The sequence below is a fragment of the Streptomyces lydicus genome (genome assembly GCF_001729485.1).
Classification (GTDB): Bacteria; Actinomycetota; Actinomycetes; order Streptomycetales; family Streptomycetaceae; genus Streptomyces; species Streptomyces lydicus_D.
On the sequence record NZ_CP017157.1, the window covers coordinates 4,017,075 to 4,040,648 of the forward strand.

17 protein-coding genes and 2 pseudogenes are annotated in these 23,574 nt (G+C 71.8%); 9 read left to right on the forward strand and 10 right to left on the reverse strand.

Annotated features, from left to right (window positions below; genetic code table 11):
• Positions 1 to 418 precede the first annotated feature (418 nt).
• Positions 419 to 3,313 carry a helix-turn-helix transcriptional regulator gene (locus tag SL103_RS17390; RefSeq protein ID WP_069569927.1) on the forward strand — a complete coding sequence of 965 codons (2,895 nt, stop codon included), beginning with the start codon at positions 419 to 421 and terminating at the stop codon, positions 3,311 to 3,313.
• Positions 3,314 to 3,337: 24 nt separating this feature from the next.
• Here the strand turns inward: SL103_RS17390 and SL103_RS17395 are convergent, their stop codons facing one another.
• From SL103_RS17395 to SL103_RS17425, 7 genes are all read right to left on the reverse strand, one after another.
• Positions 3,338 to 4,528: a thiopeptide maturation pyridine synthase gene (locus tag SL103_RS17395; protein ID WP_069569928.1), complete on the reverse strand. Its 1,191-nt coding sequence runs from the start codon at positions 4,526 to 4,528 to the stop codon at positions 3,338 to 3,340.
• Positions 4,525 to 5,556, reverse strand: a complete 1,032-nt coding sequence (locus tag SL103_RS17400; protein ID WP_069569929.1) for a thiopeptide-type bacteriocin biosynthesis protein — start codon at positions 5,554 to 5,556, stop codon at positions 4,525 to 4,527. The genes SL103_RS17395 and SL103_RS17400 overlap by 4 nt, the downstream gene beginning before the upstream one ends.
• Entirely contained in the window at positions 5,553 to 8,171 is a 2,619-nt protein-coding gene (locus SL103_RS17405) for a lantibiotic dehydratase (RefSeq protein WP_069569930.1), read from the reverse strand. The genes SL103_RS17400 and SL103_RS17405 overlap by 4 nt, the downstream gene beginning before the upstream one ends.
• A 57-nt stretch (positions 8,172 to 8,228) precedes the next feature.
• On the reverse strand, positions 8,229 to 10,253 hold the full coding sequence (locus tag SL103_RS17410) for a TOMM precursor leader peptide-binding protein (protein WP_069569931.1): 2,025 nt from the start codon (positions 10,251 to 10,253) through the stop codon (positions 8,229 to 8,231).
• Between the two features lie 80 nt (positions 10,254 to 10,333).
• On the reverse strand, positions 10,334 to 10,516 hold the full coding sequence (locus SL103_RS17415) for a hypothetical protein (RefSeq protein ID WP_069569932.1): 183 nt from the start codon (positions 10,514 to 10,516) through the stop codon (positions 10,334 to 10,336).
• 190 nt (positions 10,517 to 10,706) lie between these two features.
• Complete coding sequence (locus SL103_RS17420) at positions 10,707 to 12,329, reverse strand: SagB family peptide dehydrogenase (protein WP_069569933.1); 1,623 nt, start codon at positions 12,327 to 12,329, stop codon at positions 10,707 to 10,709.
• Entirely contained in the window at positions 12,322 to 14,292 is a 1,971-nt protein-coding gene (locus tag SL103_RS17425) for a hypothetical protein (protein WP_244303935.1), read from the reverse strand. The genes SL103_RS17420 and SL103_RS17425 overlap by 8 nt, the downstream gene beginning before the upstream one ends.
• A gap of 301 nt (positions 14,293 to 14,593) precedes the next feature.
• Here SL103_RS17425 and SL103_RS39540 point away from each other — a divergent pair.
• Positions 14,594 to 14,755 (forward strand): annotated as a pseudogene (locus tag SL103_RS39540) (transposase); the annotation flags it as partial.
• 13 nt (positions 14,756 to 14,768) lie between these two features.
• Positions 14,769 to 14,903: pseudogene (locus SL103_RS37885) on the forward strand (transposase); the annotation flags it as partial.
• An 82-nt stretch (positions 14,904 to 14,985) separates the two neighbouring features.
• On the opposite strand, the gene SL103_RS17430 reads toward SL103_RS37885, so the two are convergent.
• Positions 14,986 to 15,918: a LysR family transcriptional regulator gene (locus tag SL103_RS17430; protein ID WP_069569934.1), complete on the reverse strand. Its 933-nt coding sequence runs from the start codon at positions 15,916 to 15,918 to the stop codon at positions 14,986 to 14,988.
• A gap of 91 nt (positions 15,919 to 16,009) precedes the next feature.
• Here SL103_RS17430 and SL103_RS17435 point away from each other — a divergent pair, with 91 nt between their 5' ends.
• The 3 genes from SL103_RS17435 to SL103_RS38720 all read left to right on the forward strand — a co-directional run bounded on the left by SL103_RS17435 (position 16,010) and on the right by SL103_RS38720 (position 18,779).
• Positions 16,010 to 17,506 (forward strand): MFS transporter, encoded by a 1,497-nt coding sequence (locus tag SL103_RS17435; protein ID WP_079145798.1) that lies wholly within the window; start codon positions 16,010 to 16,012, stop codon positions 17,504 to 17,506.
• Positions 17,507 to 18,064: 558 nt separating this feature from the next.
• Positions 18,065 to 18,490 carry a tectonin domain-containing protein gene (locus tag SL103_RS38715; protein ID WP_244303936.1) on the forward strand — a complete coding sequence of 142 codons (426 nt, stop codon included), beginning with the start codon at positions 18,065 to 18,067 and terminating at the stop codon, positions 18,488 to 18,490.
• Complete coding sequence (locus SL103_RS38720) at positions 18,372 to 18,779, forward strand: tectonin domain-containing protein (RefSeq protein ID WP_244303937.1); 408 nt, start codon at positions 18,372 to 18,374, stop codon at positions 18,777 to 18,779. Before SL103_RS38715 ends, SL103_RS38720 begins: the two co-directional genes overlap by 119 nt.
• Positions 18,780 to 19,139: 360 nt before the next feature.
• On the opposite strand, the gene SL103_RS17450 is transcribed toward SL103_RS38720, so the two are convergent.
• Positions 19,140 to 20,174, reverse strand: coding sequence for a GlxA family transcriptional regulator (locus SL103_RS17450; protein ID WP_069569937.1), 1,035 nt, complete (start codon positions 20,172 to 20,174; stop codon positions 19,140 to 19,142).
• 71 nt (positions 20,175 to 20,245) lie between these two features.
• On the opposite strand from SL103_RS17450, the gene SL103_RS17455 reads away from it, so the two are divergent.
• Both SL103_RS17455 and SL103_RS17460 read left to right on the forward strand, forming a co-directional pair.
• Positions 20,246 to 20,920 (forward strand): HD domain-containing protein, encoded by a 675-nt coding sequence (locus SL103_RS17455; protein WP_069569938.1) that lies wholly within the window; start codon positions 20,246 to 20,248, stop codon positions 20,918 to 20,920.
• 70 nt (positions 20,921 to 20,990) lie between these two features.
• Positions 20,991 to 21,413, forward strand: a complete 423-nt coding sequence (locus SL103_RS17460; protein WP_069569939.1) for a RidA family protein — start codon at positions 20,991 to 20,993, stop codon at positions 21,411 to 21,413.
• Positions 21,414 to 21,953: 540 nt separating this feature from the next.
• Here SL103_RS17460 and SL103_RS39395 read toward each other — a convergent pair.
• Positions 21,954 to 22,349, reverse strand: a complete 396-nt coding sequence (locus tag SL103_RS39395) for a DUF3761 domain-containing protein (protein ID WP_347877848.1) — start codon at positions 22,347 to 22,349, stop codon at positions 21,954 to 21,956.
• Positions 22,350 to 23,024: 675 nt separating this feature from the next.
• Here SL103_RS39395 and SL103_RS17465 point away from each other — a divergent pair.
• The gene (locus tag SL103_RS17465; RefSeq protein WP_244303939.1) at positions 23,025 to 23,549 is read left to right on the forward strand and encodes a peptidylprolyl isomerase; all 525 of its coding nucleotides are present in this window, start codon (positions 23,025 to 23,027) and stop codon (positions 23,547 to 23,549) included.
• Positions 23,550 to 23,574: the final 25 nt, after the last annotated feature.

A 23,574-nucleotide genomic window follows, 5' to 3' on the forward strand; every position in this document is an offset into this window, starting at 1 on the left:
AGGTGTCTCCTGTGATCCTGGAGGCGGCATGGGGACCCCGCAAGAGTCGCTGGGGACGGCCGGAATGACGCCAGGGGTGTGCTGGGTGGCTTGTCGGTCGATACGGGCGCCGCGCATGCTCGTGTTCCAAGAGAGCGCTCTCAGGGGGCAGTTCACGTGAGGGGGATGGATTGCGGTGGTGCGGCCCGTGCCATGGGGCGGCACCTTGCAGCCGCGGTGACCGGTGTTGCCTTCGGCGCTGGGGGGTGTACGCCAGCCGTCCATCGGGCGATTGCCTGCATCGCGGCATCCTGCCATAAAGCGCCTTTTTCAAGACGAACGCCTAAAAACCTACGTCATGCAGATTCCTTGAGCGGTGCACTGATCGTCGGCTCTGCACGCAAAGCGGTGCACGACGGTCGGCGATCGGGAGGGGCTCATGGCGCTCGGGGAGATCGGCCGCAGGAGCGAGACGACGCGGCTCCGAGCCGTGCTCGAACAGTCCCGCAGGGAGCGCGGCCCAGTCGTAGCGGTCGTCCGCGGCGAGCCGGGAGCGGGGAAGTCGACGCTGCTCGACGCTTTCCGAGCGGAAGCGTCCGCGGCAGGCTTCCGCGTCGCTGTGGTGCGCGGGACGGGGACAGAGGACCGTCCGTACGCGGCAGCCAACCGGCTCATCGCCCAACTGCGAGCCGACGACGGGAAACTCGTGGAGATCCGGCACCGTACGCCGTCCGGCGATGATCTCGGGGGGCCGGTCGCCGCGGTGCCGACGGGGCAGGACACCCCGGTCGCGCTGTGCGTGGACGACATGACTCAGGTCGACCGCTGGTCATTACGGTGGTTGCTGGAGTTGTCGCGGACGTTGCCGCCCGCGCCCCTGGCGGTCGTGCTCACGGTCCGGATCTGCGGTGCAGGAGCCGGAGCTGTCTCCGGCCCCGCGAACGGCAGCCCCGACGAGCCCGGCTCCGCACTCCTCGCTGCCGCCGAGTCCATCGACCTGTCGGGGCTGCGCACGCACGACCTGGCCGAAGCCGCAGCCGCACGATGCCGTGTCCGCCTCGATACGCGAACCGCCGCGGTGTGCCGCGAGCTCACCGGCGGCAATCCCGCCCTCCTGCACGCCTTGCTGGTGCCGCACACCGGCAGCGCGCCCACGGCCGACGCTTTGCGCGCCACCGCTGCCTCGGGTGTCCTGACAGGAGCCGACCGGTGGCTGGCGCCGCTGAGCACCTCGGCCCTGGCTCTGGTGCGGGCGGTCGCGGTGCTCGGCGGTGGCGCTGAGGTCGTGGACAGTGCCGAGTTGGCCCACCTGACCGTCGAGGAGGCGCTCGGGGCCGTCGACCAACTCGTCGAGGCATGTCTGCTCGCCAATCACACCCCTCTGGCGTTCCGTCATCCACTCCTCGAAACCATGGTCCTCGGTCGTATCGCCGCCGGCACCCGGACCGCCCTGCATCTGCGGGCGGCGGCCCTGCTGCGTGACCGGCAGGCCGCCACGACGACCGTCGCCCACCACTTGGCCGCCGCCGGCCCCTTGGGAGAGGAGTGGGCGATGCGCTGCCTGTGGCGGGCCGCACGTCAGCTGGAGCAGGAGGGCAGGCACCAGGACGCGGCACGCTGCCTGCGCGCAGCCCTCCGCGAACCCCTGTGTCCCCACGAGAAGTCGGCCGTGCGGCGGGAACTCGCCGAGCTGGACGCCTTTGCCGACCCGGAGCGCGCCGTACGCCTCCTGGATGCCGCCCGCTGTGAGTCCCACGATCCTGGCGTCGTGCTCGAATACGCGCTGGCGCTGGCCGCGGTGCTGGCCGAGTGCGGCCGGGCCGAGGACGCCGTCACCGTGCTCGACGACGCCGTGGCTCGCCTCGGGAGGACAGCGGGGGACGACTCCTGGCAGCTGCGCCTGCGCCTGCACAAGGCGTTCGCCGGCAGGCGTGGCCCCCTGTGGCTGGCGCAGGCGGCGGATGATCCGCTGGGGAACCTGGCCTGCCGGACCCCGCACCAGGGAATCGCGAGCCGGGAGCTCGCGGCGCTGCGTGCGGTACAGGCAGTCGATGCGGGGGCTGACCGGGAGGCGGCCGTCCGGCACGCCCGGCAGGGTCTGCCCGGGGGCGAGGAATGCGGCTCGGCCGGCTCGGCCACCCTGCTGTGGCACACCTGTGGCGTGCTGGTGGCGGCTGGTGAGGTAGCCGAAGCGTGGACGCACTGCGGCCGTGGGCGGCAGGTCGCCGGCGCCCGCCCCGGCCGCTGGGACCACCTCAAGGTCGAGCTGCTGCGCGCGAGGGTCCTGCGGGCCCGGGGCGACCTCCATGGCGCCGACGCCACCCTGACCCCCCTGGCCGACCGCCTGCTCGCCTTCGCGGCGACCGGTCACCCCTCGGCTGTGACCGGCGTCGCCGCCCTGGCCGAGGTGCGGGTCCTGAAGGGCCTGACTGACTCGGCCCGTTCCCTGCTCGCCGAGAGTGGCCTGGAAGGGGACCCGCTGCCGTGGCGGCGGGACTCCGCGCACGCGCTGGCCGCGCGAGCGGCGGTTCATGAGAGCGACGACCCGGCCCGCGCCCTGGAGGACCTGCTCGCGGCAGGCCGCCTCCTGGAGGAGGCGGGGGTGCGGAACCCAGCGGTGCTGCCGTGGCGCTCCCGCGCCGCTCGGCTTCTCGCGGCGGGGGGCGAACGCAAGGAGGCTGCCGAATTCGCAGGCGCCGAGGTGGACGACGCCCGCCGCTGGGGAACACGGGAGTCCCTTGGCAGCGCATTGCACGCACTGGCCCTCACCGAGACCGGGAAGCGGCGCATCGACCTGCTCACGGACGCGGCCGGGCTGCTCGCCAGGTCCTCGGACCGCCTTCACCATGCCTTTGTGCAAGCGGACCTGGGAGCCGGGCTCGCCGAGTTCGGGCGCGGTGAGGCGGCCCGTGCCGAGTTGCTCTCGGCCCTCCGGCTCGCCCGTGCGTGTGGTGCGGAGCCGCTGGCGCGGCGCGTCCAGGGTGCCTGGAGGTCGCTCCGGGGGACGGGTGGGGGGCCTCTGGCGCTCTCCGGGACGCAGACGACCACGCCCACCCCGTCGGCCGCGCCCGACTCTGCGAGTGCGGCGGAGCCGTCCGCGCCCCCGGCGTCCGCCCTTCACGCCGCCCCGCAGTCCCCGTCTCCGCTCCTGGACCGTCTGACGCCTCAGGAACGGAAGATCCTCCACCTGGCCAAGGACGGACACTCCAACCGCGACATCGCGGGCCGGCTGTTCGTCGCCGTACGCACCGTCGAGTTCCACCTGTCCGGCGCGTACCGCAAGCTGGGGATCAGCGGCCGCCGGCAGCTTGCCCAGGTCTTCAGCGGTGGCTGACGCCCGGGCAGGCCCGCGCGGGCCTCAGCGCATGCCCTCCGCCCACTCGGTGCCGATCCGTCGCCAGGCGGGCTCCTCGCTCCCGTCGGGTTCGGCGACGTACTTGGCGAAGCTGGCGACGGCCGACGTGCCGTGCACCGACTCCACGGTCCGCGCCGCCAGATGGCACAGCAGCCCGCGGTCCACGGGCGCCAGTCCCAGCCGGTTGAGGTGCAGGTACAGGTAGTTCATCACCAGGCGGAACGACGCGAACCACGCGTCGTCGACGAGGAAGTCCCGGTGCCCGTGGTCGGACAGCAGGAGCCGGTGGAACTCGCTGGTCTCGCGCGTCGGCATGCGCGGAGCCAGCGCCGCCCCGCCCATCGACACCTCGCCCGAAGCGAGCAGCGGCTGCGCTATCCGCTGGTGCCGGCGCACGGCCCGTGCCCACTCCCGTACGAAGGCCACCCCGGAGCCCGGCGGGGGATCGGTGTCCTCCGGCTCCGAGAGTGTGGCTGCCACCTCCCGTAGCCGCGAGCCCAGGGCGGCTTCCTGCCTGCGGAACCGTTCGTCGAAGCGGACGAGGCAGGCCGCCGGGTCGTGGGTGCGGGACAGGAAGGCGTCCGCGTGCGAACGCAGGGACAACACGCCCCGCTCGATCGGGGCCCTGCCGTCCTCGAACGGGATCGCCGCCGCGGCCGCCGTGGTCCACATCAGGTCCAGCGCCAATACGGACAGCGGGGCGGTGCGCAGATGCTCGTACATCCGGAACGCGAGGTCGGTGGTGTCGGAGAGGAACCCGGCCAGTAGTTCGCTCGCGCGGAGCGAGCCGAGCACCTGCAGCCGGTGGTCGTACGGGCGCTCCACGACGGTGTTGTCCGCCACCCACGGGCCGAGTGGCCCGGTCTCCATCTCCAGCTCGGCGAGCCGCTCGTGCACGGGCGCGAGTGCGGCGGAGTCCAAGCGGACGGTGGAAGGGCGGGCCCGTAGGTAGTCGGTGACGATGCTCCGCACCTTGGGACGCACCTGTGCACCCCATGTCGTCTCGTCCGTGCGGAAGTTGAGGCGAAGATGCGGTCCGCGCAGCCAGTGCCGGCCGAACCAGGCGCCGCGCACCGATGACTCCACAGAGGCGAACGCCGGCCGGACGGCCCCGAGGATCAGCTCGGGCTCCGCTGCCTCATCGTGGTGGTGGACATGCAGGCTGTACCAGGACGCCCCGGCCGATCCGGTCATGCGACGCCCTGCGCCTCGGGCAGCTCGGACAGCACCCGTCCCACGAGGAACCGCAGCTGGTTCTCCTGCCACAGAGTGAGCCCGAGGCGGTTGTTCACCAGATGGGCGCAGCGCAACAGGACCAGGCTGGTGGCCGGGTGGACGGTGGCCGCCAGGTCCAGCGGTTCCGCCAGGGGGGAGCCCGCCCAGTCGGCGACGAACCGGCCTGTCTCCTCCAGGCGATGCAGCTCGTCGCGCAGCCGCCGCACCGACGCAAGCCAGTATCCGCGCTGGTCGTTCCCGGGCGGACGGGCCGTGAGCGCCCAGGTGTGCCGGGCCCGCGCGTGCAACTGCTCCCGCTGGGCGCGGTAGCGCGGCTCGACATCGGCCGCTTCGGGGCCGCTGCCGAACGGCAGCGGGGGCCCACCGTGGCGGGCCCACCGGTCGCGGACCTCGTCGCACAGCGCGAACACGCCCACCACCAGGTCGAACGCGAGCAGCGCCCGCTGCTCCACCGAGGCGCCCGCCGACACCACCGACAGTGCCAGCCGGCTCGACTCGCAGAAGTGCCGCTCCACGGCGGCGATGGCGGGGCCGCGCCCGTAGTCGGCGTGCTCACGTTCGTACGGGAGGAACTCCGCGGTGTTGTTGGGCCGCACCACGACGTCGTGGCCTGCCCGGCCCTCCAGCCCAGCCAGTCCCTCCGCGACCTGCGTGAAGTGGGAGCGGTCCACGACGTCCGGGGCGGGCGACTCCGCGAGGAACGCTCCGAGGCGGTGCTCTGCCACCTCCGCCACGTCGGCGCGGTCCCGGGCACGGGAGGGGAGCAGCCGCAGCCGCACATGCGGGCCGCCCTCCCAGTAGCGCAGGAAGAAGTACCGCTGGATCAGGCCGCGTTGCTCCAGTTCCTTCACCACCGGTTCGACGCAGCGCGTCAGGAGGGCGTCCTGATTGGTGTCGTAGAAGATGTGCGCGCACACCCAGTCAGCCGCCCGTGCGGTCGCCGGGTCCAGGCGGGAGCCGTCATCGTGTCCGTTCGTCCTGGTCATCGTGTCCGTCCTTCGTTGATCTCGACGAGGAATTCGGTCACCCGGGGCCCGCTGCCGTCGTGGTCCGGCATCTCACAGGGGCCGGGAAGGGCCTCCTGGAGGAACACCACCTGTCCCGCACCGGCGGCGAGCAGCCGCTCGAAGACCCCGACGAGCAGCAGGTTGGCGAAGTCCACATAGAGCGGCTTGCGTGACTTGACCCGCCACACCTCCCCGCTGACCACCGACTGCGGGTCCAGGGCGCGGACAAAGCACCGCTGCGGCATCCCGTGCTCCGCCAGCCATCCGACCAGCCGCAACAGCAGCGAACGGTCGCTCTCGCCCTTCTGCCGCCGCGGCACGGCACCCGGCGGCAGCACCCACTGCCTGCGGCTGACCGTCGTACGGCCCACGACCACCCGCGGTTCCGCCAGGACCTCCCGCACCTCGGAGAGCGACGGATCGCCGAACATCCGCCGCCCCGGAATCAGCAGGTTGGACGTCGCGCCGAAGGTCTGCAGCAGCAGACGCAGCGCCGGCGGCAGCCACAGCTCCGCGATCAGGTTGGGGTGGACGGGCCGGACCTCACCTTCGCGCCCCCGCGCGTGCAGGGTGAGCAGGCCGGGGCCGGGGTGGTGCCGGACGAGCAGGTCGCCCAGGCGGATACGGTGCTCGGGGGGCCGCAGGCTGAGCCCCCCCGGGTACTCGATCTCCGTGGCGACGGCGGATGCCCGCAGCCCGACGTTGCTGCCGAAGTGGCGGCAGGTGTCGGCAGGGACGATGTCTGGGGGCGGGGGAGCGGTGTCCACGGCCGTGTCCCGTACCGCGTCGAGCCCCGCCTGGGTGAGGAGCCGCCGGATGCGGTCCCGTCCCCGGCCGTGCCCGGAGTTGACGGCGTTGACCACGAACTCGGGCGCGGAGCCGGTGCCGAGCGGCTGGCCGTAGTAGGTCACGGAGTCCGGCGCCCGCATCCATGCGGGCCGGCGCTCCACCACCGAGAGCAGCCGTTCGGGGGCGACCCGGACGACACCCTGCGCATCGGCCGGAACCGCGCGGACCACCTCGCACAGTTCGTCCCGCAGCGCGGCCAGTTCGCCCAGCCGGGGCAGCCGGTGCCGGTGCATCGGCCCGTAGCCGTGCACGGCGACCGAGAGCAGGGCGGGCAACGCGGGGTCGTTGCGCAGCCACGTCTGGACCAGCCGGTGGAAGGTGAGGAACGGCACCGCCTCGCCGGGGCCGACGCGCTCGGCGAACAGATCGGCGAGCGCGACCCGTCCGGGCAGGCCGGGGTCGAGCACGGCGTAGCACTGCCGTACGGCGTCCAGGTCCTGCAGGACCGGTCCCCAGGCACGGCGGTCCGGCCCGGGGTAGGGCGCCGCCACCAGGGCATTCTCGATGACGCTGTTCTTGGCGGGCAGACTGATCCGGTCCGGGCCGGCCAGGTCCCTGATCCGCCGCAGGGCTTCGTCGACGGCTCCGGTGGCACGCACCCGCTGCGTCGGATCGGACAGGTGAGGATAGGCGGCCAGGGTGTCGGCGATGACGGCGAGTTCCCGCTCGATCCCGACGAGCCCGTCACTCGTCTCCCCGGCGAGCCAGGAGCGCACCTCGGCGATGTGGTCGAGGGTCTGGTCGGCGAAGGGCCGCTCGGCCTCCAGCAGTCCCAGCTCCTCCAGGCGCGCCAGGTACGCCGTGGCCGTGGCCTGGTCGCTCGCGGTGCGGTCCGCGACGATTCGGGCCGCCTCCTCGCGCGTGGGGTGGCCCTCCCGCACCACCGCCACACACTCCCGCACCGCGGGCGCCCCGGGCAGGGTGCGCAGCGGTTCCTCGGCGTCCGTCCCCAGGAACTCCCAGCGGCCATCGGTGAGCACGGCACTCGGGTTGAGGCGTAGCCGCGCGCGTCCGGAGAGTTCGGGACAGCTGCCGAGCGCGCGGACGACCTGTTGGACGACCCACACGTTCAGCTCGGCGACCGTGCGCACCCCAGGCCCGGTGGATGCCCGGTTCCCTTCCTCGCCGTTCCAGGTCCCCAGGCCGCTGGCCGTGAACGTGCTGAACGGGCTGGTCTTCATGGTCACCCGCGCCAGGTACTTGGCGAGCCGTACCGCCAGTGAGCGCTCCGGTGCCCGCTCGTCGGGACGCGCGAGCCACTTGCGCACCTCGGCGAGGAGCACCGGGCTGCTCAGGACGAGCCCGTGCTGGAGGACGGGATCGGCGGCCGCCTTGCGCAGCAGCACCTGCTGGGTGCGCAGATGGTGACCGAGCAGGTCGTCCAGCCGGGCCACCGCCTCCTCATGGCCGGCCCGCAGCCGGACCCAGCCGTCCACCTCGTCGACGACGGCCCGGGGGAGCAGGGCCCGAACCTCGTCGTTCCAGTGGCGCTCGGCGAGCGGACGGCGATTGTGAATGGCCCGCCGCACGGCCACCAGGAGCGGCTTGCCGGAGCCGGCCCGCCCGATCTCCTCGTAGAGCATGTCGGACAACGCCGAAGCCCGGCCGTCGAGTTGGCGTTCCCTCTCGCGTACGGACTCGGCCTGGCGCCACAACTCCGGCGAGCGCATGTCGTCCAGCGTGGGTGCGGGCAGCCCGCCGATCCGTACGCCGAAGGTGTCCGGGGTGGCGAAGTCCTCGGTCATGGCCGGCTCCAGTCACGGGTGGTGCGGAAACACGGGGGCGTGGGTTGCGTGGGGACGTCAGGGGAACGGGTGCGGGTGCGGATTGATCTCCTCCTCGGTCAACGGCGCGCTGCGGTAACCGAGTTCGGAGGGGAGCCGCAGCAGCCGGGGCAGTTCGTGGGTGCGGCGCATCCGGTGCCCGAACGTCATCGGCAGCAGCCCCGGGACGATCACCTTCGCGCAGGCCAGCCCGCCCGCCCGGTGTTCGTCCGTGGTCTGGTCGACCACGACGACGTCCAGGCCCCGGTCGGTGAACCGGGCCACCGCCTCGGCCAGGTCGTCGCGGATGTCCTCGCCGCGTGGCCGGCAGGTGGCCTGCGCGAACGCCTCCTCGACGGGCAGACCGCCCCGATGGGCATCGCCGTCGTCGCCGAGCAGGAAGGTGAACCGGTCGAACGCGGCCGGGTGGCAGTACAGCAGCGCATGGTCCCGCATCTCGCGCACCAGATCCGGCTCGTCGACCATCGCCGCGATACGGTCCCGTTCCTCGCGGAAGGCCGCACGGTTCCACCCCAGGTTCGCCGCGAGTTCCAACAGGCCGTTCCGCAGGGCGCATTCGGGATCGAAGTGCGCCCCTGCGGCGCAGACTGCGGCGGGCTCATCGGTCCGGCCCGGTCCGCTCGGCCGTACGGCCATCACCCATGCGGTGGGGATGCCGTGCTCCGGAGTGGTGGCGAAGGCCAGCACCCGATGGCCGCTGTCCTGCCGGATGCGCTCGGCGAGCGCACCGACGCGGGGGTCGGACACCGTCCGCAGGTCGACCCGCGGCACCGGGAGGCGGGCGTACCAGGTCAGCAGGAACGCGTCCCGCTCGGCGAGTTCGATCAGCCCGTGCAGTGCCGCCTCCTCCAGGCAGCCGCCCAGCGCGCACCCGTTGGACACCTCGTACGCCAGGGGCCGGGCCGCCGGGTTGCCGTGCCGGGTGCGGTAGTAGGCGTAGTCCTCCGGTACCAGGACAGGGGCGTCACGGGCGAAGGAGTGTCCCCACACCCAGTTGAGCTCCAGGCCCGGGTCGTACGGCGGATAGGGGAAGTCCGGCTCGGCGTAGCGCTCGGGCGGGTACAGGCCCAGGTCGAGGGGGCACAGCGCCCGGTCGGCGACCTGCGCGTAGCCGGACCGCACCGTCGTCCGGCGCCCGCCGGGCCGGGCCCCGCCCAGCCGTTCCAGGGCTTCGGCGAGCGCGGTGCGGGCGCACGCCGCATAGTCCAGATCGCGGCCGAACCCCGCCTCCTGCTCCCCGCCCGGCAGGTGCAGTGGGGCGGAGATCATGGGATACGGGTAGTCGGTCCGCACGTCGAGCTGCCGGATCAGTCCCGTGCGCCCGTCGACGTACCGGGCGACCAGCTCCTTCCAGTCCGCTCTCAGGTCGCGCACGCGCGGGACGTCCGGGTGGGGCTTGGGCCGGGGCCGTTCCATGAGGACGGGCGGCAGGTCCTCCGGGAGTCCGCCGCACCAGGTGCACGCCGGGTCGGGCAGGAAGCGGTGCACATCGACGGCCATGGTCGTCAACGACAGGAAGGCCAGGGCGCTGTCGGTCAGCCGCCCGGCGGTGGCGCTCAGATCGCTCGTGATGAACGCGGCGGCGGTTTCGCACGCCCAGGTGGTGAGGACCGGTGACGCACGGTCGGCGAGCCGGTCGCCGTGCCGCTCCAGAAGAGCCGCGCGCGGACTGTCCTTGCCGAGAGCCCGCTGCCGGCGTGTCCGGGCGCACCGGGCGCAACCGGCCCGCCCGGGGACGGTCGTCGGGCCGATCACGAGCAGGCCGAGCTCGACCCGTACCGGCAGCCAGGGCACGTCGAGGCGCGGCGGCTCGGTCGCGGTCACCCAGCCGTCCTCGGCCGTGACCACCGCGGTACACGCGGGGTCTTCCTCCGCCACCATCCGGTTCGTACGGGCCAGGGCAGCACGGATCGTCGAGGCGAGGACGCCCTTGCCGACGACGGCGACCGGGGCGGCGCGGGCCGTCGCGGGGTCGGCGGGGTGGTCCGGGCAGAGGGCTTCGGCGAGCCGCCCGGTGCGGGCGGCTGTCGCTGCGTCGGTCAACGTCACATCCTCGTCGTTCGCCGGGAGGCCGCGTCCGGCGGGCGCGGGGCCCGCCGAACGCGACCGTGCTGCCGCTTGTTTCAGCAGCAGCAGCAGGAACAGCAGCTCGCCGGGGTACCGGTGGACGTGCAGTTGGACGCGCCGATCTCGACCATGGCATGGCCCACGTTCACGGTCTCCAGGCTCGCGCCCGGCGAGGTCGGAAGGATCTCCAGCTCGTCCGCACTGAGGTCGGCGAGGTCGAGGACGAGTTCGGTCTGCATCGCGATCCCCTTTCTCCTTGGATGGATGAGAAGTTGGCCAGTCACTGGTTCCTTCGCATCCTGCGGTCCGCGAGCGCGCGGTGTCTTCACGGTCCGACCGCAGGACCGGCCGTAGCACGGGGCTGCGGGCGCGGCCGTGGACCACCGCAGGTCCGCAGTGGCCCGCGCCACGAGGTACCGCAGGTGCGGTTCACCAGATCAGCTCCGGCTCGTACTGGGCGGTGGGCCGACGGCGACCCATGATGAGCGTGAACACCGGTACGTGGGCGGCATCCAGGCCGATCAGGTCCCTGACCGTCCCGTCGTGGTAGCCGTTGGTGATCCGTGCGGACAGCCCGGCCGCGGCGGCGAGCACGCTGATCCGCTGGGCGACGATCCCTGCCTCCTGGTGCAGGACGCGGTAGCCCCGTGCCCCGAACCACCGGTCGCCGGCCAGTCGGTCGGCGGTGAGGAACACGACGGCGCCGGCCTTCGCCGTGTTCACCGCCGGCGTACGGTCGCACAGCATGCCGACCACGGCCCGCCAGTCCCGCGCCGGCAGCCGCACCAGCGCGGGCGGCCCCGTGCCGGCGGCCAACCGGTAGAGCCCGGGGGAGGCCCCGTCCGTGCCCAGCACAAGGACATGGGCGCTCACGAGAGGTCGGCACGGCGCCTCCGTATGGTCGGAAGGGACGGGCTCCAGCGCATACCGCAGTGCCGACGCCAGGCGAGCAAAGGCCACGGGCCGGGCGTCCGGGAGGAACATGCGCCCGCCGGAGTCCCGGGCCCGCAGTGCGGTGGCCAACTCCACCCCACCGGCCCCGGGCTCCGGCCCCGTGAGCCCGAGGACGCCGTCCGTGTCCGGCGTCTCCACGGGCAGGCGAAAGCCGTCGGGAGCGATGGGCGCACCGGGCCCCGTGAGCCGGGCGGCGAGATCGAGCGCGGTCAGACCGGACCACGCGCCGTCGGACGTGCGACTGGTCTTCACATGGACAGGCCGAATATCCGGAAACTCGCGTAGGGCGTACGGCTGTTGAGGAGCTGGAGCAGGCACCGGGGCCGCCTCCCCGGCCGGGGCCAGGTCGAGCACGGCGAACGCTGTCTCCTCCCTCCCGTCGAGCCCCAGCGCGCGGTTGACCACTGCATCGTCGAAGCGGTGGTGCACCCTCGCGCGGAGCCCGAGCGCGGCACCGGCCAGCAGCGCGTTCCCGACCGTCATCCCCGCTTCCTGCGCACACAGCCGGTACGCGTAGTCCCGGTAGCGGAACGCGGTCTTGCGGAACCAGGCGGAGGCCACCAGGAGCCCGGTCTCCGCGCGCACACCCGCACCGATGCGCACCGCGTCCGGCACACCGCCCTCGCGCAGCAGCGTCACGGCGTGGTGCGCCGGGTTGTAGTGGTAGCACCCGGCGGGCAGCTCACCCGCCGGACGTGCCAGCCAGACATACAGCTCCACGGGGTGGAAGCAACGCGCGGAGGCGACCATCCGGTGATACGGCCACACGGCATGCGGACCCAGCTCGATCCGACCGACCCCGTATGTCCAGTACAGCAGCGTGGAGAGCGCGCGCCGGTCCAGGATGTCGAGGGCGGGTGTGCGCAGCGGGTGGGCGTCACGGAACGCGGCGAAGGACCAGCGCGCGTCCCCGATCCGCCGCGCCGGCTCGGGAAGTACGTGACGGGGCAGCCCGCGGTACGTCTTGACCGGCAGCGGGTCGTCCGGGCCGCCCTCTTCGCCGTGGCCCTCGGCGAAGAGGTCCTGGACAGCCTCGAAGGTCCGCCACCAGAACCGCAGGCCGACGGAACTCTGCAGCCCGACGGTGGTGCTACGCATCGCCCCGCCCCTCCGCCCGCCGCTCCGCTCCCCTCGGCCCCTCCCCGGCCCCGTCGGCGATGACGACGCGCACGACGAAGGGCAGCACCTCGTGCACCGCCGGATCGTGATCGAGCGGCACCACGTGCGGTCGCGCCCCTCGCGACCGCAACGCCTCGACCATTCGCCCGGGTCCGGCCGGCACCGGCAACTCGGCACTCTCGTCGCCCGCGACAGGCGCGCCGAGCTGCGCCCACGGGGCCGGTGCGTAGGCCGCCTCGCCCGTCATGACCGCCTGACGGCCGAGCAGAACGGCGCGGAGTCCCGCGACGACAGCGGCCTCCCCGCATGTCGCGGCGGCCAGGCGGCCACCCTGCCACCAGGCGAGGACGGGTACGCCCAAGGCTTCGCCGATGTCGGCCACCTCGATCGAGCCGCGCGAGGCAGAGAGCAAATCGAGGAGCCGTGCTTCCTCAGTGGCCAAGGCGTCGGGCCTCAACCGCACGGGCCGGAGCCGCGACCGCCCCTGCGCCGCATCGCGCAGCGCCAGGCGCACACAGTGCTGGGCAAGACCGTCCGCCACGGCATCGTCCCAGCTGAGCCGGGCGGCCACGCCAACCTCGTGGTCCGTGGCGAACACCCGGCACGCAGCCACCACCTCCGCGCGCCGCTCGTCCGGGGCCCATCCCCACACGGTGCCACCGGGCCCGTAGCGGCGGACGTCGGGGCAGCGCGCCGCGTACGAGGCGAGCCCGCGCAGCGCGGCTTCCCGGCGTGCTGTGGCGAAGCTCGTCCCGGCCCCATGCACCGGCGCTGCGCCCGCCACGCGCGGCACCGCCTCGGTCACATGGAGCGGCACCTGGGTGAACTCCCTTTCGTCGAGGTCGCGCAGCACACCGACATAAGGGTCGAAGCAACGGGCCGCGCGCCGGGAGAACGCGTCTTCGTCCAGTGCTGCGGTGGCACCGAGCCGCTCGATGCGCCGCGTGAACTCCTCCCGCGTCTCCGGACGGGCCGGTGCCGCCGTGGGGTGGGGCAGAAACGTATGCGTGGAGGTGCGCAGGGTCTCCAGATCGATCCGCGTCACCGTCCGCGCGGTGTCCGCGGCTTCCGTGGTGCCGGCGATCCCGGTGAGCGCGGTGAACGCCGCAAGCCCCAGGTGCGAGGCGACCACCGCCGCGGCGGGTCCGGTGAGGAAGGCGTTCCGCCGGAACGGCCCGCGGGCGTCGAGCCGCGGCCACGCCGATCGCCAGTCGGCTCCGGCCGGCCCCAGCCATGCGACATCATCCACCACCAGCCCCTGCACCAGCAGCGTGTCATTCTCCCGGCACAGCGCATCGAGCCGCAGGAACCGATCGACGCCAGCACCGTCAGCGAGGTGAATCACCGCGCCCGCCTGGGCGACAAGCCCCTCTAACTCCCCTTCCTCACAGGGAAGATGAATGAACGCCTGCTGTGTGTCCCGTGCGGCGGCTTCGGCCGTGAGCTCCGCCAGGCGTTCGGTGTTGGTGACGGCTTCCTCCGTACTCACGGCTCGCAGATGCCGCACGCCGGAGCGCAGCGCCGAGCAGATCAGCGAGACGAATACGGGGCCCGCGCCCACCACCACGATCTCGCTGTCGCGGTAGGTCTCGAACCGCCGCGCCGCGGAGTCGCCGTGGTACTCGATGAACGCGATCTCGGACGCGTAGGTCTCCAACTCCCGCCGCGTGAGCCGGTGCGGCAGATCCTCCGCCGCGTCGACGAGGCAACCGGCGGCGTGCAACTGTCCCACGAGGGCGTGCACGACCTGCCGCTTGTCGTCGGGCAGCCGCCCGACCAAGTCGTCGAGGTCAACCGAACCATCGAGATGCGGCGCCAGCCGGTCCAGCCACTGATAGGCGGACCTGCCACGCAGGGCGATGTCGGCACCGGCACCGAAGACGTGGACACCGTCACCCGTTGGCACGTACAACACATCGGATTTGAGTCGGGGGCGCATCATCCGCCTTTGGGGTCGGGCATCCGCCACTCCGGGCCCGACGCGCCATCGGACCCGGAGCCGGAACCTGTCGGTCGGGGCCCAGCCGAGTATCGGGGCGCCCTGAGCCCCTGTCTTCACGGTCGAGCCACAGGACTCACCACAGGTTTCTTCCGCTGATCAACGAGCAAGCTGCCGGGCCGGGAGGGAACCCGTGGTCGGCCTGCTTGCTCACACCGGCTCACGAGGGCGGCGATCTCGCCGATGCGCGCGAGCCCAGTACCGCCCCTGACGTTGCGGCAAGGCCAAGGGCAGCCGGAACGGGATATGGCGCGCCCCGGACGCGGATCGGCGTCTCGACCTTGCCGCGACGTCAGGGGTTTGCAAGTTCCGGACCGGAACGCAGTGGGTACACCTGCCGGACAGGTACGGCAATTGGAGGGGTGTCTACAATCGCCTGCGGATGTGGGCCCTGGACGGCACGTGGCAGCGAGTCTTTGCCGGACGTGGTCCTGGCGGACAAGGCGTACTCCTCACGCGCGATCCGCGACCATCTGCGCAAGCGCGGCATCCAAGCGGTGATCCCCATCCGGGCAGATCAGCGTGGGCACCGAATGCGACGGTGCAGCCAGGGCAGTGGCTACTGGCCAAAGAGCGGTGATCCAGCGCGTCGGTGGCCCGCCGTCGGCCCCACCCCACCGCGGAGCCGCCGCCCGATCACGAAGCCTTCGCCGCACGTGCCGCTTCGTTGGTGGCCTGGGGCAGGGGGTCCGCGCGGCGGGCCACGTCGAGGAGTACGCGCAGAGTGCGTTCGGCCGGTCCCAGTCGCGGCCGCCACTGGGCGACGATGCTGACCGGGCGGATCCGCTCCGTCAGGCACAGCGTCACCAGCTCGCCCTCCTGCAGCTCCCTGGTGACTGCCAGCTCCGGCAGAAGCGACAGACCGTGCCCGTGCCCGGTCAGCCGCAAAAGTGCCGACAAGGAGCCCTGAATCATGGCCAGTTGGGCCCCCGCCAGCAGATCCCGCCCGAAGCGGTCCACCAGCATCTCCGAGGTGCAGCCCCGCTCGGCCACCAGGAAGTCGTACCCCAGCAGCTGTTCCGGCGTGACCTCTTCCTCCCGGGCCAACGGATGACCGGGTCCGGCCACCACAACCGTCCGGTCGTGTCCCACCACCGCATGAGGGCCGAGCGCACGCATGCCGTTGTCGTACTGGAAGACCACGTCCAACTCGCCCGCGCCGAACGCCTGCTCCAGCGTCCGCCGGTTGGCAACCGTCAACTCCGTGTCCGCGCCGCCCTCCGCACCGCCTGCGCCATACTCCAACGCGGCCAGCACCTCCGGCATCCACACGTGCGCCAGCGACTCCTGCGCCCCGATCCGCAGCCGCGGCCGACCACCGCGCGCCACCCGGCGCATCTGCTCCTCCAGCTCCAGGGCCTCGCGCGCATACGGCAGAAGCCGGGCGCCGGCCTCGCTGAGCACCGCCCCCGCGCCGTGGCGCACCAGAACGCTCACCCCGAGGTCCGCCTCCAGCCGCTTGAGCTGGGCGCTGAGGCTGGACTGGGCGTATCCCAAAGCCTGTGCTGCGGAGGAGATGCCACCGTGGTCGGCGACCGCGACGAAAGCGCGCAGATAGCGGGAGTCCACGACAGCAGCTTAACCCCCCATCGGACTTTCCGATGGGGGTATCGGAGGTACGACGTCGCAGGCCGGCGGCCCGCCGGGACAGGCTGCCGCCATGACTACCGCCGACCCCCTCTCCCACCCTTCCGGGCTCGCCGAGCCGGGCCCGATCCCACCGACCACCCCGCCCGCGCCTGCCCAGGCGCCCGCGCTGACCACACCCACCGCACCGGCCCAAGCGCCTGCGCCGACCACACCGACCGTGCCCGCTCAGGCGCCCGCGCCGTCCAGGCGTCACGCCAAGCTGACGTTCGCCGGCATCGCCACCGGCAACCTGCTCGTCCTGCTCGACACCTCGATCCTCAACGTCGCGGTGCCCGACGTGCAGAAGTCGCTGCACCCGGCCACCGCCGCCCTGCCCTGGGCCGTCGACGCCTACACGGTCGTCTTCGCCGGGCTGCTGCTGGCCGGCGGTGTCATCGCCGACCGTTGGGGCGCGCGCCGCGTCTATGCCGCCGCGCTCGGCCTTTTCGCCGCCCTGTCCGCGGTCTGCGCCGCCGCACCGAACGTCGGCGCCCTCATCGGCGGCCGCGCACTGCTGGGTGCCGCGGGCGCCGGCCTGGTGCCCGCCTCCCTGGCACTGCTGATCCACCTCAACCCCGAACCCGCGCGCCGCACCCGTGCCATCGGTGCCTGGACGGCGCTCAGCGGTCTGGGAGCCGCCGCCGGACCCGTGCTCGGCGGCGCCCTGGTCGAACTCGGCGGCTGGCGGCTGGTGTTCCTGGTCAACCCGCCGATCGCGGTGGCCGCTCTGCTGCTGGCACGCCGACTGCCCGTGCCGCCCCTCCGCGCCACCCGCCCTCTGGACCGCCCCGGTCTGGCGCTGTCGACCGCCGGACTCGCTCTGCTCACCTTCGGTCTGGTCGAGGCCGGCATCGAGGGCTGGGGCTCACCGCGCGCCCTGGTCCCGATCGTCGCCGCGTTGCTCTGCTTCGTCGCTGTTGCGGTTGTGGAACGCCGGGTGCCCGCCCCGGTGCTGCCGCCGGCGCTGCTCGCCCTGCCGAAGGTCCGGGCCGCCATGGTCGCCGCCGCGGTGTCCTGCTTCGCTTACTTCGGCGGGATGTATCTGTTCGCCGTGTGGCTGCAGCACACCTATGACCTGACTCCGTTCAAGGCCGGTCTCGCCTCCTTGCCCCTCGCCTTCCCGGTGTGCGTCATGCCGTTCTTCACCGGTCGGCTCGTCGCCCGCTACGGCTCGCGTCCGATCCTGTTGACCGGCATGTCCGCCTCTGTGGTCTCCGGTGTGCTGCTGGCCCTCTGCACCGGCCACCACCCGCCGCTGCCGCTGATCCTCGCCGCCGAGTTGACGTTGGCCGCGACCGGCACGCTGTCGATCCCCGGCGCCGCCGCCGCGGTGGCCGTCTCGGCACCGCCGGAGTACGCGGCAACCAGTCAGGGCGCCCTGAACGGCATCCGGCAGGCCGGCTCCGCGCTCGGCGTCGCGGTCCTGGGCACCCTCGGCAGCCTGACCACCTCGGGTTACGTCCTTATCGGCATCGGCCTGCTGGCGGTGCTGCTGGTGGCCAACGCAACTGCTGCGCACGATATCTGACGGAGCATCGGCTGAAGGATGTCCCGCACTCGGCGTACTGGCAAGGTGGCCCGGCAGATCGCTGCCGGGCCACCACAACCCTCACCGGAAGACTGGGCGACGCACCGGCCCGTCGGGGCAAGGTGGCGGCGCGCCGTGCGCGGGCGCCCGCGCAGCCCGCCTTGCCGCCCGCGTCCAACAGCTGGAGAAACACCTCTCACACACCCTCGGAGAACAGGCTTGGCGCGAGTCGGGGCTCGGCGCCCCGGCGGACATCGACGAACAGCGCCGGACGATCACAGCGAAACGTCGACCTGGCATCGCGCCTCGCTCTCGGCCCGTGCCTGCGAACCGTCGCAGACACAAAATGGTGGCTTTGTCGATCACTCCTGAGAGGGGCGGCGCTTTGGGCAGATTTGCTCCGAGGTGGGTCACCGCGTCCCTCGGTCCCGCAAGGGCTGCGGGAAGCCAAACATCGACTTGCTGTCCTATTTGCTTCTAGAACAGAAATTCACCGCTTTATCGGCTCCTTCCGCCGCCCATGATGACAGTGACCACTGCAGCAACGAAGGGTGTTTCATGGCTGATTGGGTGAAGGTCGCGGGCAGCCTCACGGCGATCTCGGCGGGCTCCAGGACGACGGTGTGGGGGGTGAACGCGGCGAGCGCCGTCTACCGGTACACCAACTTTGACGGCAATCCCTGGATCAACATCCCCGGAGGTCTGAGCGACATCGGCGCCGCGGCGGACGGCACGGTGTGGGGGGTCAACAGCGGCAACCAGATCTACCGGTACCACGGGGACCAGGACGGCGTGAACCCGTGGAAGGGCATCTCCGGCAGCCTGGTCCGCATCGACGCGGGCTCCCGCACGAGCGTGTGGGGGGGTGGACTCCGCCGGCGCTATCTACCGGTACACCAACTACGACGCCAACCCCTGGGTGAAGGTCCCCGGGGGGCTGAGCGACATCGGCGCCGGCGCGGACGGCACGGTGTGGGGGGTTAACAGCAGCAACCAGGTCTACCGGTACACCGGGGACCAGGACGCCTCGAACCCGTGGGTGGGCGTCCCCGGCAGCCTCAAGCGCATCGCGGTGGGCTCCCGGACGAACGTGTGGGGCGTCGACCCCGCCGGCAGCATCTACCGGTACACCAACAACGACGCCAGCGGCACCAACCCGTGGATCAAGATCCCCGGCACCGCCACCGACATCGCCGCTGGCGCCGACGGCAACGCGTGGCACGTCAACAGCGCCGGCGACATCTACCGATACACCGGCGACCAGCCCAGCTGACCCTCCCTCGGGAGCGTGCGGGCTCCCGGCGGAGATGGTTGGGGGCCCGCACCGACGTCCGGGTCCTCCGGACGTCCGCCTTCTTTTCTTCGCCGAACTCCGGGCCCAGGCCGACGCCGAGGAGCTCCAGCGTGGTCGAGGGCATGACGAGCGCGTCGTGCTCGGCGAAGGCTCTCCACAACTGCGGGCGGCTCAGCCAGCCCAGGTCGCGAGCCCCGATACCTGCCTTTCGCAACAGCGGGGCGAGAGCGTGGATCCGGGCCCTGGGCGCGGCGATGCTCAGCTCGATGCCCGGGGCGTCGGCCAGGGCACGGGTCAGGGCCTGGCCTCCCTTCTCCGGGGTCAGGCGGCCCGCGTAGATCAGCCCCAGGTGGCTGCCGCAGGTGCGGGCGGGCCTGGGCAGCCGGGTGGCAGTTGGTCCGTGCGCGGGACTGCTGGTGAGGAAACCGGACTGCGCGATGTCGAGTGTGTGAAGGTGCGGCGGTAGGCGGTAGGGGTGGTGTCCAGCGTGCGCCGGAAGTGCAGCCGTAGGTTGGCTGCCGTGCCCAGCCCGCAGTCCCGCGCCACCTGATCCACGGAGAGGTCCGTGGTTTCCAGTAGTTCCCGCGCCCTGCCGAGCCGGGCGTTGAGCACCCACTGCAACGGGGTTGTGCCCGTCTCCTCGGTGAACCGGCGCATGAAGGTGCGTTGCGAGAGGCCCGCGTGCCGGGCAAGCACGCGCAGTGTGAGCGGTTCGCCGAGCCGTTGCAGGGCCCATCCACGGGTACCGGACAGCGACGCCTCACCGGCCACCGCGACGGGAGCCGGCACGTACTGGGCCTGCCCGCCGTCGCGGTGCGGGGCCGCGACCAGACCGCGGGCGATCCGGTTGGCCACCTCCGCGCCCAGGTCGCGGCGCACGATATGCACGCACAGGTCGATGCCGCAGCACACCCCGGCCGAGGTGAGCACGTCGCCCTCGTCGACGTAGAGCACGTCGCGGTCGACCGTGACGGCCGGGAAACTCCGCTCGAACTCGTCGATGTGCTTCCAGTGGGTCGTGGCGTGCAGCCCGTCCAGTACGCCCGCCGCGGCCAGCGCGAAGGCGCCCGTGCAGATGGACACCACACGCCGGCCTCGGTCGCGGGCCTCGGCCAGTGTGTCGAGCACGGCGTCCGGCAACGAGAGGAGCGGTTCGAACCCCGGCACGATCACGGTGTCGGCGGTGCGCACCTGCTCCAGACCTCCCTCGGCGAGCAGTGCGAAACCCGCGGTGGTGGCTACCTTCGTGTCCAACGCGCACAGGGTCATCTCGTAGGGGGTTTCCGGCCGGGTGGTGAAGATCTGCGTCGGGATCGCCAGGTCGAGCGGGGTGACCCCGTCCAACGCCAGGACCGCGACTCGATGGGCTGCCATGGCAAAATTCTAACGAGGTAAGGAAATATTGCCTATCGCCAGGTCAGGGTGGTCGCGGCCAGGCTGAGGACATGACCGGACCTACACGCGAGGCGACCGCCGACCCGATCGCGCTGCCCAGCACACCACTTGCCGACGCCGTCATGAACCTCATCCGACCGGTGGAAACGCCGTCCGTCTTCAACCACAGCATCCGCAGCTACCTATTCGCCCGGCTGGTCGTCGGCCGCCTCGGCCTGGCCGTCGGCCACGACTACCGGGACGACCTGTTGTTCGCCGCGTGCGCGATGCACGACCTCGGCCTGGCGTCGGACGGCCCGCACCGACAGCGGTTCGAGGTCGAAGGCGCCGACCGGGCCGCCGAATTCCTCATCCAACACGGGATGTCCACGGCCGACGCCGACCAGGTCTGGCAGGCGATCGCCCTGCACACCTCTCCGGGCATCGCGGAACGCCGCGGCACGCTGTGCGTGCTCGTCCGCGAAGGCGTCGCCCTCGACTTCGGAGGCCCGGCGGGCGCCGACCACCTCGACGCGGTCACCGATGAGCAGGCCGACGCCATGCACGCCGCCTATCCACGGCTGGACATGATCCGCTCACTCACCGACGCGATCGTCGCGCAGGCCGCGAAAGACCCGAAGAACGCACCCCGGTACACGACCCCCGGCGAACTCCTGCGCGAACGCCAGACCTTCGGCCGGACCCGGCTGGAGCACACCGGCCGTTCGTCCCGCTGGGGCGACTGACTCGACGGGCTCCACGACCCGTCAACAAAGAAGTCAACACAGGTTCAACAAAGAAGAGGAAGCACCGCAAATGACCGTCCACACCGTCGAGATCCCCGAGAACAACACGGTCTTCGGGGAGACCACCAATGCCTTCGCAGGCTTCGGCTATTCCGCCGCGGTGCGTGCGCACGGCCTCTTGTTCATCGCCGGAACGATCGGTCGCCGCGCCGACGGAACCATCCCGGACACCATCGAGGAGCAGACCGAGATCGCCATCCGGAAGATCGAGGAGATCCTCCGGATGGAGAACCTCGACATGTCCGCCCTCGTCGACGTCACCAGTTACCACGTCGACATCCGCCGGCACCTGCCCGGATTCATCAAGGCCAAGCAGCGCCTCGTCGAAGCGCCCTACCCGACCTGGACGATCATCGGGGTCAGTGGCCTCGCCAGCCCGGGGCTCCTCGTCGAGGTCCGCGCGACCGCCGCGTATCCCGACGCATCCCGGTAGACCGCCGCTACTGGACCGACCCGGAGCGCCTGGTCGAGCAGCTGACCGGCTGCGGCCGGTTGGGCCTGCCGGGCACCGCCGGCGATCTGTTTGCCTCCCGACCGGAGAACCCCACCCCGGGGTGCGGTGATCAGAACAGCAGGCAGAGGCGGCTCCCGTGGAAGCACGGAAAAACGGTCCCTTCCCCGTACAGGGAAGGGACCGTTCTCAGAGCGCCCGGCAGGCCTTGCACCTGCATCTCCCACCGGCTGGTGGATGTCTTTCCTTGGACCACAGACGCGCGGTTCCGGCCCGAGGGCCGAAGTTGCGTCATGATCATACTGCATCGGTGCGCCGGCGGCGAGAATCCGTCGCGGTCCGCGCAGGCCAGGTCAGAGGCTTGCTGTTCATGGCGGATCAGCCATGAACAGCAGAGGAACCCGGAGCGCTCTCCGCCCAGGCGGAGGCAGCCGGCCAGGGCAACCGACTCACAACTGCCGGCTGCCCGTCGGTACCGCAGGCGAGGTGCCGGTACGCCAACGCTGCACGTCTCGGGCTGGCTTACTTGAACCAGTACCTCGCGCCGCGGTGGTGGGAGCAGGTGCCGGAGAAGTGCTTCGAGTATGACCAGGTGCCGTCTTTGCACTTGGCCATAACGCCCTTGGGGTGCTCGATGTGGGTCCGCAAGTGCCAGTGGTGTGGTGGGCGCAGTGGACTGCGGCGGCCTGAGCCGTGCCTGTGCCGATGGCTGTGCGACGGGCGAACCGCCGTGACGCTGCTGCAAGGCTCCGCCGGCGAGTGCAGGAACGGGGCTCGGCCTGGTGCGACTGGCGCTTGGGCGACTTCCCCGCGGACGGGGTGGACGTAGACCACGTGCGCGCCCGCTGTCCCTCGGCGGCGAGGACGTGGACCCGTTCTCTGGCAAAGCCCGGATCCCGCCTCGCTTCCTGCCCCCATCTTCCCTACCTGGGCAACCGCGCAACTGGCTGGGGTTCAGGTCAAGCGCCAGCCCGCGATTCGCTCCGTCCACACCGCCCTCGATCTGCCGGAACGCTGGCCGACCGGCGACGCCTTCACGCGGAGTGACCCGAGATGACGGCAGCGGCATCGTCAGTCTCGACAGCAGCACCCCGGTGAGACCACCTCATGCGCACGCAGCGTTCGGTGAGGGCCTCTGCTTGGACTGGGGAGGCCGCTCGACCGGGTTCGGGGAGCATCCGTCGTGCGACGGGTGGACACCCTGATCGGCCAGGCGCCACTGTGCCGCATCCGAACGAAGTGGCCTGCGGCCGGGCCCGAGGCCGGGCCCGAGGCCGGGAGCGGATGTGGCTTGCGGACGGGTACTCGCCCGCCGGGATGCGCTTTAGACTGCGGCCGCTCCGAAATCTGACGATCTTTTGGAGGGTGTGCAGGATGAAGCGAGCTCTCATGACCGCATTGGCGTCAGCAGCGTTGGTCGTGTCCGGGGGCAGTATCACCTCCGGAGGTAGCACCACCGCCTCCGCTTCCGATGCCCCGCCGCGAACCACGCACGGTCCTTGCCAGTACACCCAGACGCCGAGTGAGCCGGCGGCGCGGCCGGTTCCCCTGCCGCCCGATCCGCGGCACACCCCCAGTCACGGCACGGTCGGTATGGCTGTCCGGACCAGCCAGGGTCCGCTCCCGCTGCGTCTGGACCGGGCGAAGGCGCCGTGCACGGTCCAGAGCTTCGTGCACCTGGCGCGGCACCAGTTCTACGACCGCACGGTGTGCCATCGACTGACGGCGTATCCGACGCTGAAGGTCCTGCAGTGTGGCGACCCGACCGGAACTGGCGAGGGTGGGCCGGGGTACGAGTACAAGGACGAGCTGCCGGTGGACCTGCCGCCGGCACCGAGCGATCCGACCGGAGCCCGTCGCCTTTACGGGCGCGGTTTGCTGGCGATGGCCAACGCCGGACCGAACACGAACGGTTCGCAGTTCTTCGTCGTCTACGGCGATTCCGCGCTGCGACCGAACTACACGGTGTTCGGCACGGTCGGTGCCGCCGGCCTGAAGACGCTCGACAAGATTGCTGCCGGCGGAATCGAGCCAACTACGCCGGACCCGGCGCCTGTCGACGGCACGCCCGTGCTGAGGACCGAACTGCTCAGCGTCCGGCTGTCCTGCCGGCCCTGACGAATTGTGGCGTGGTCAGCGCGGT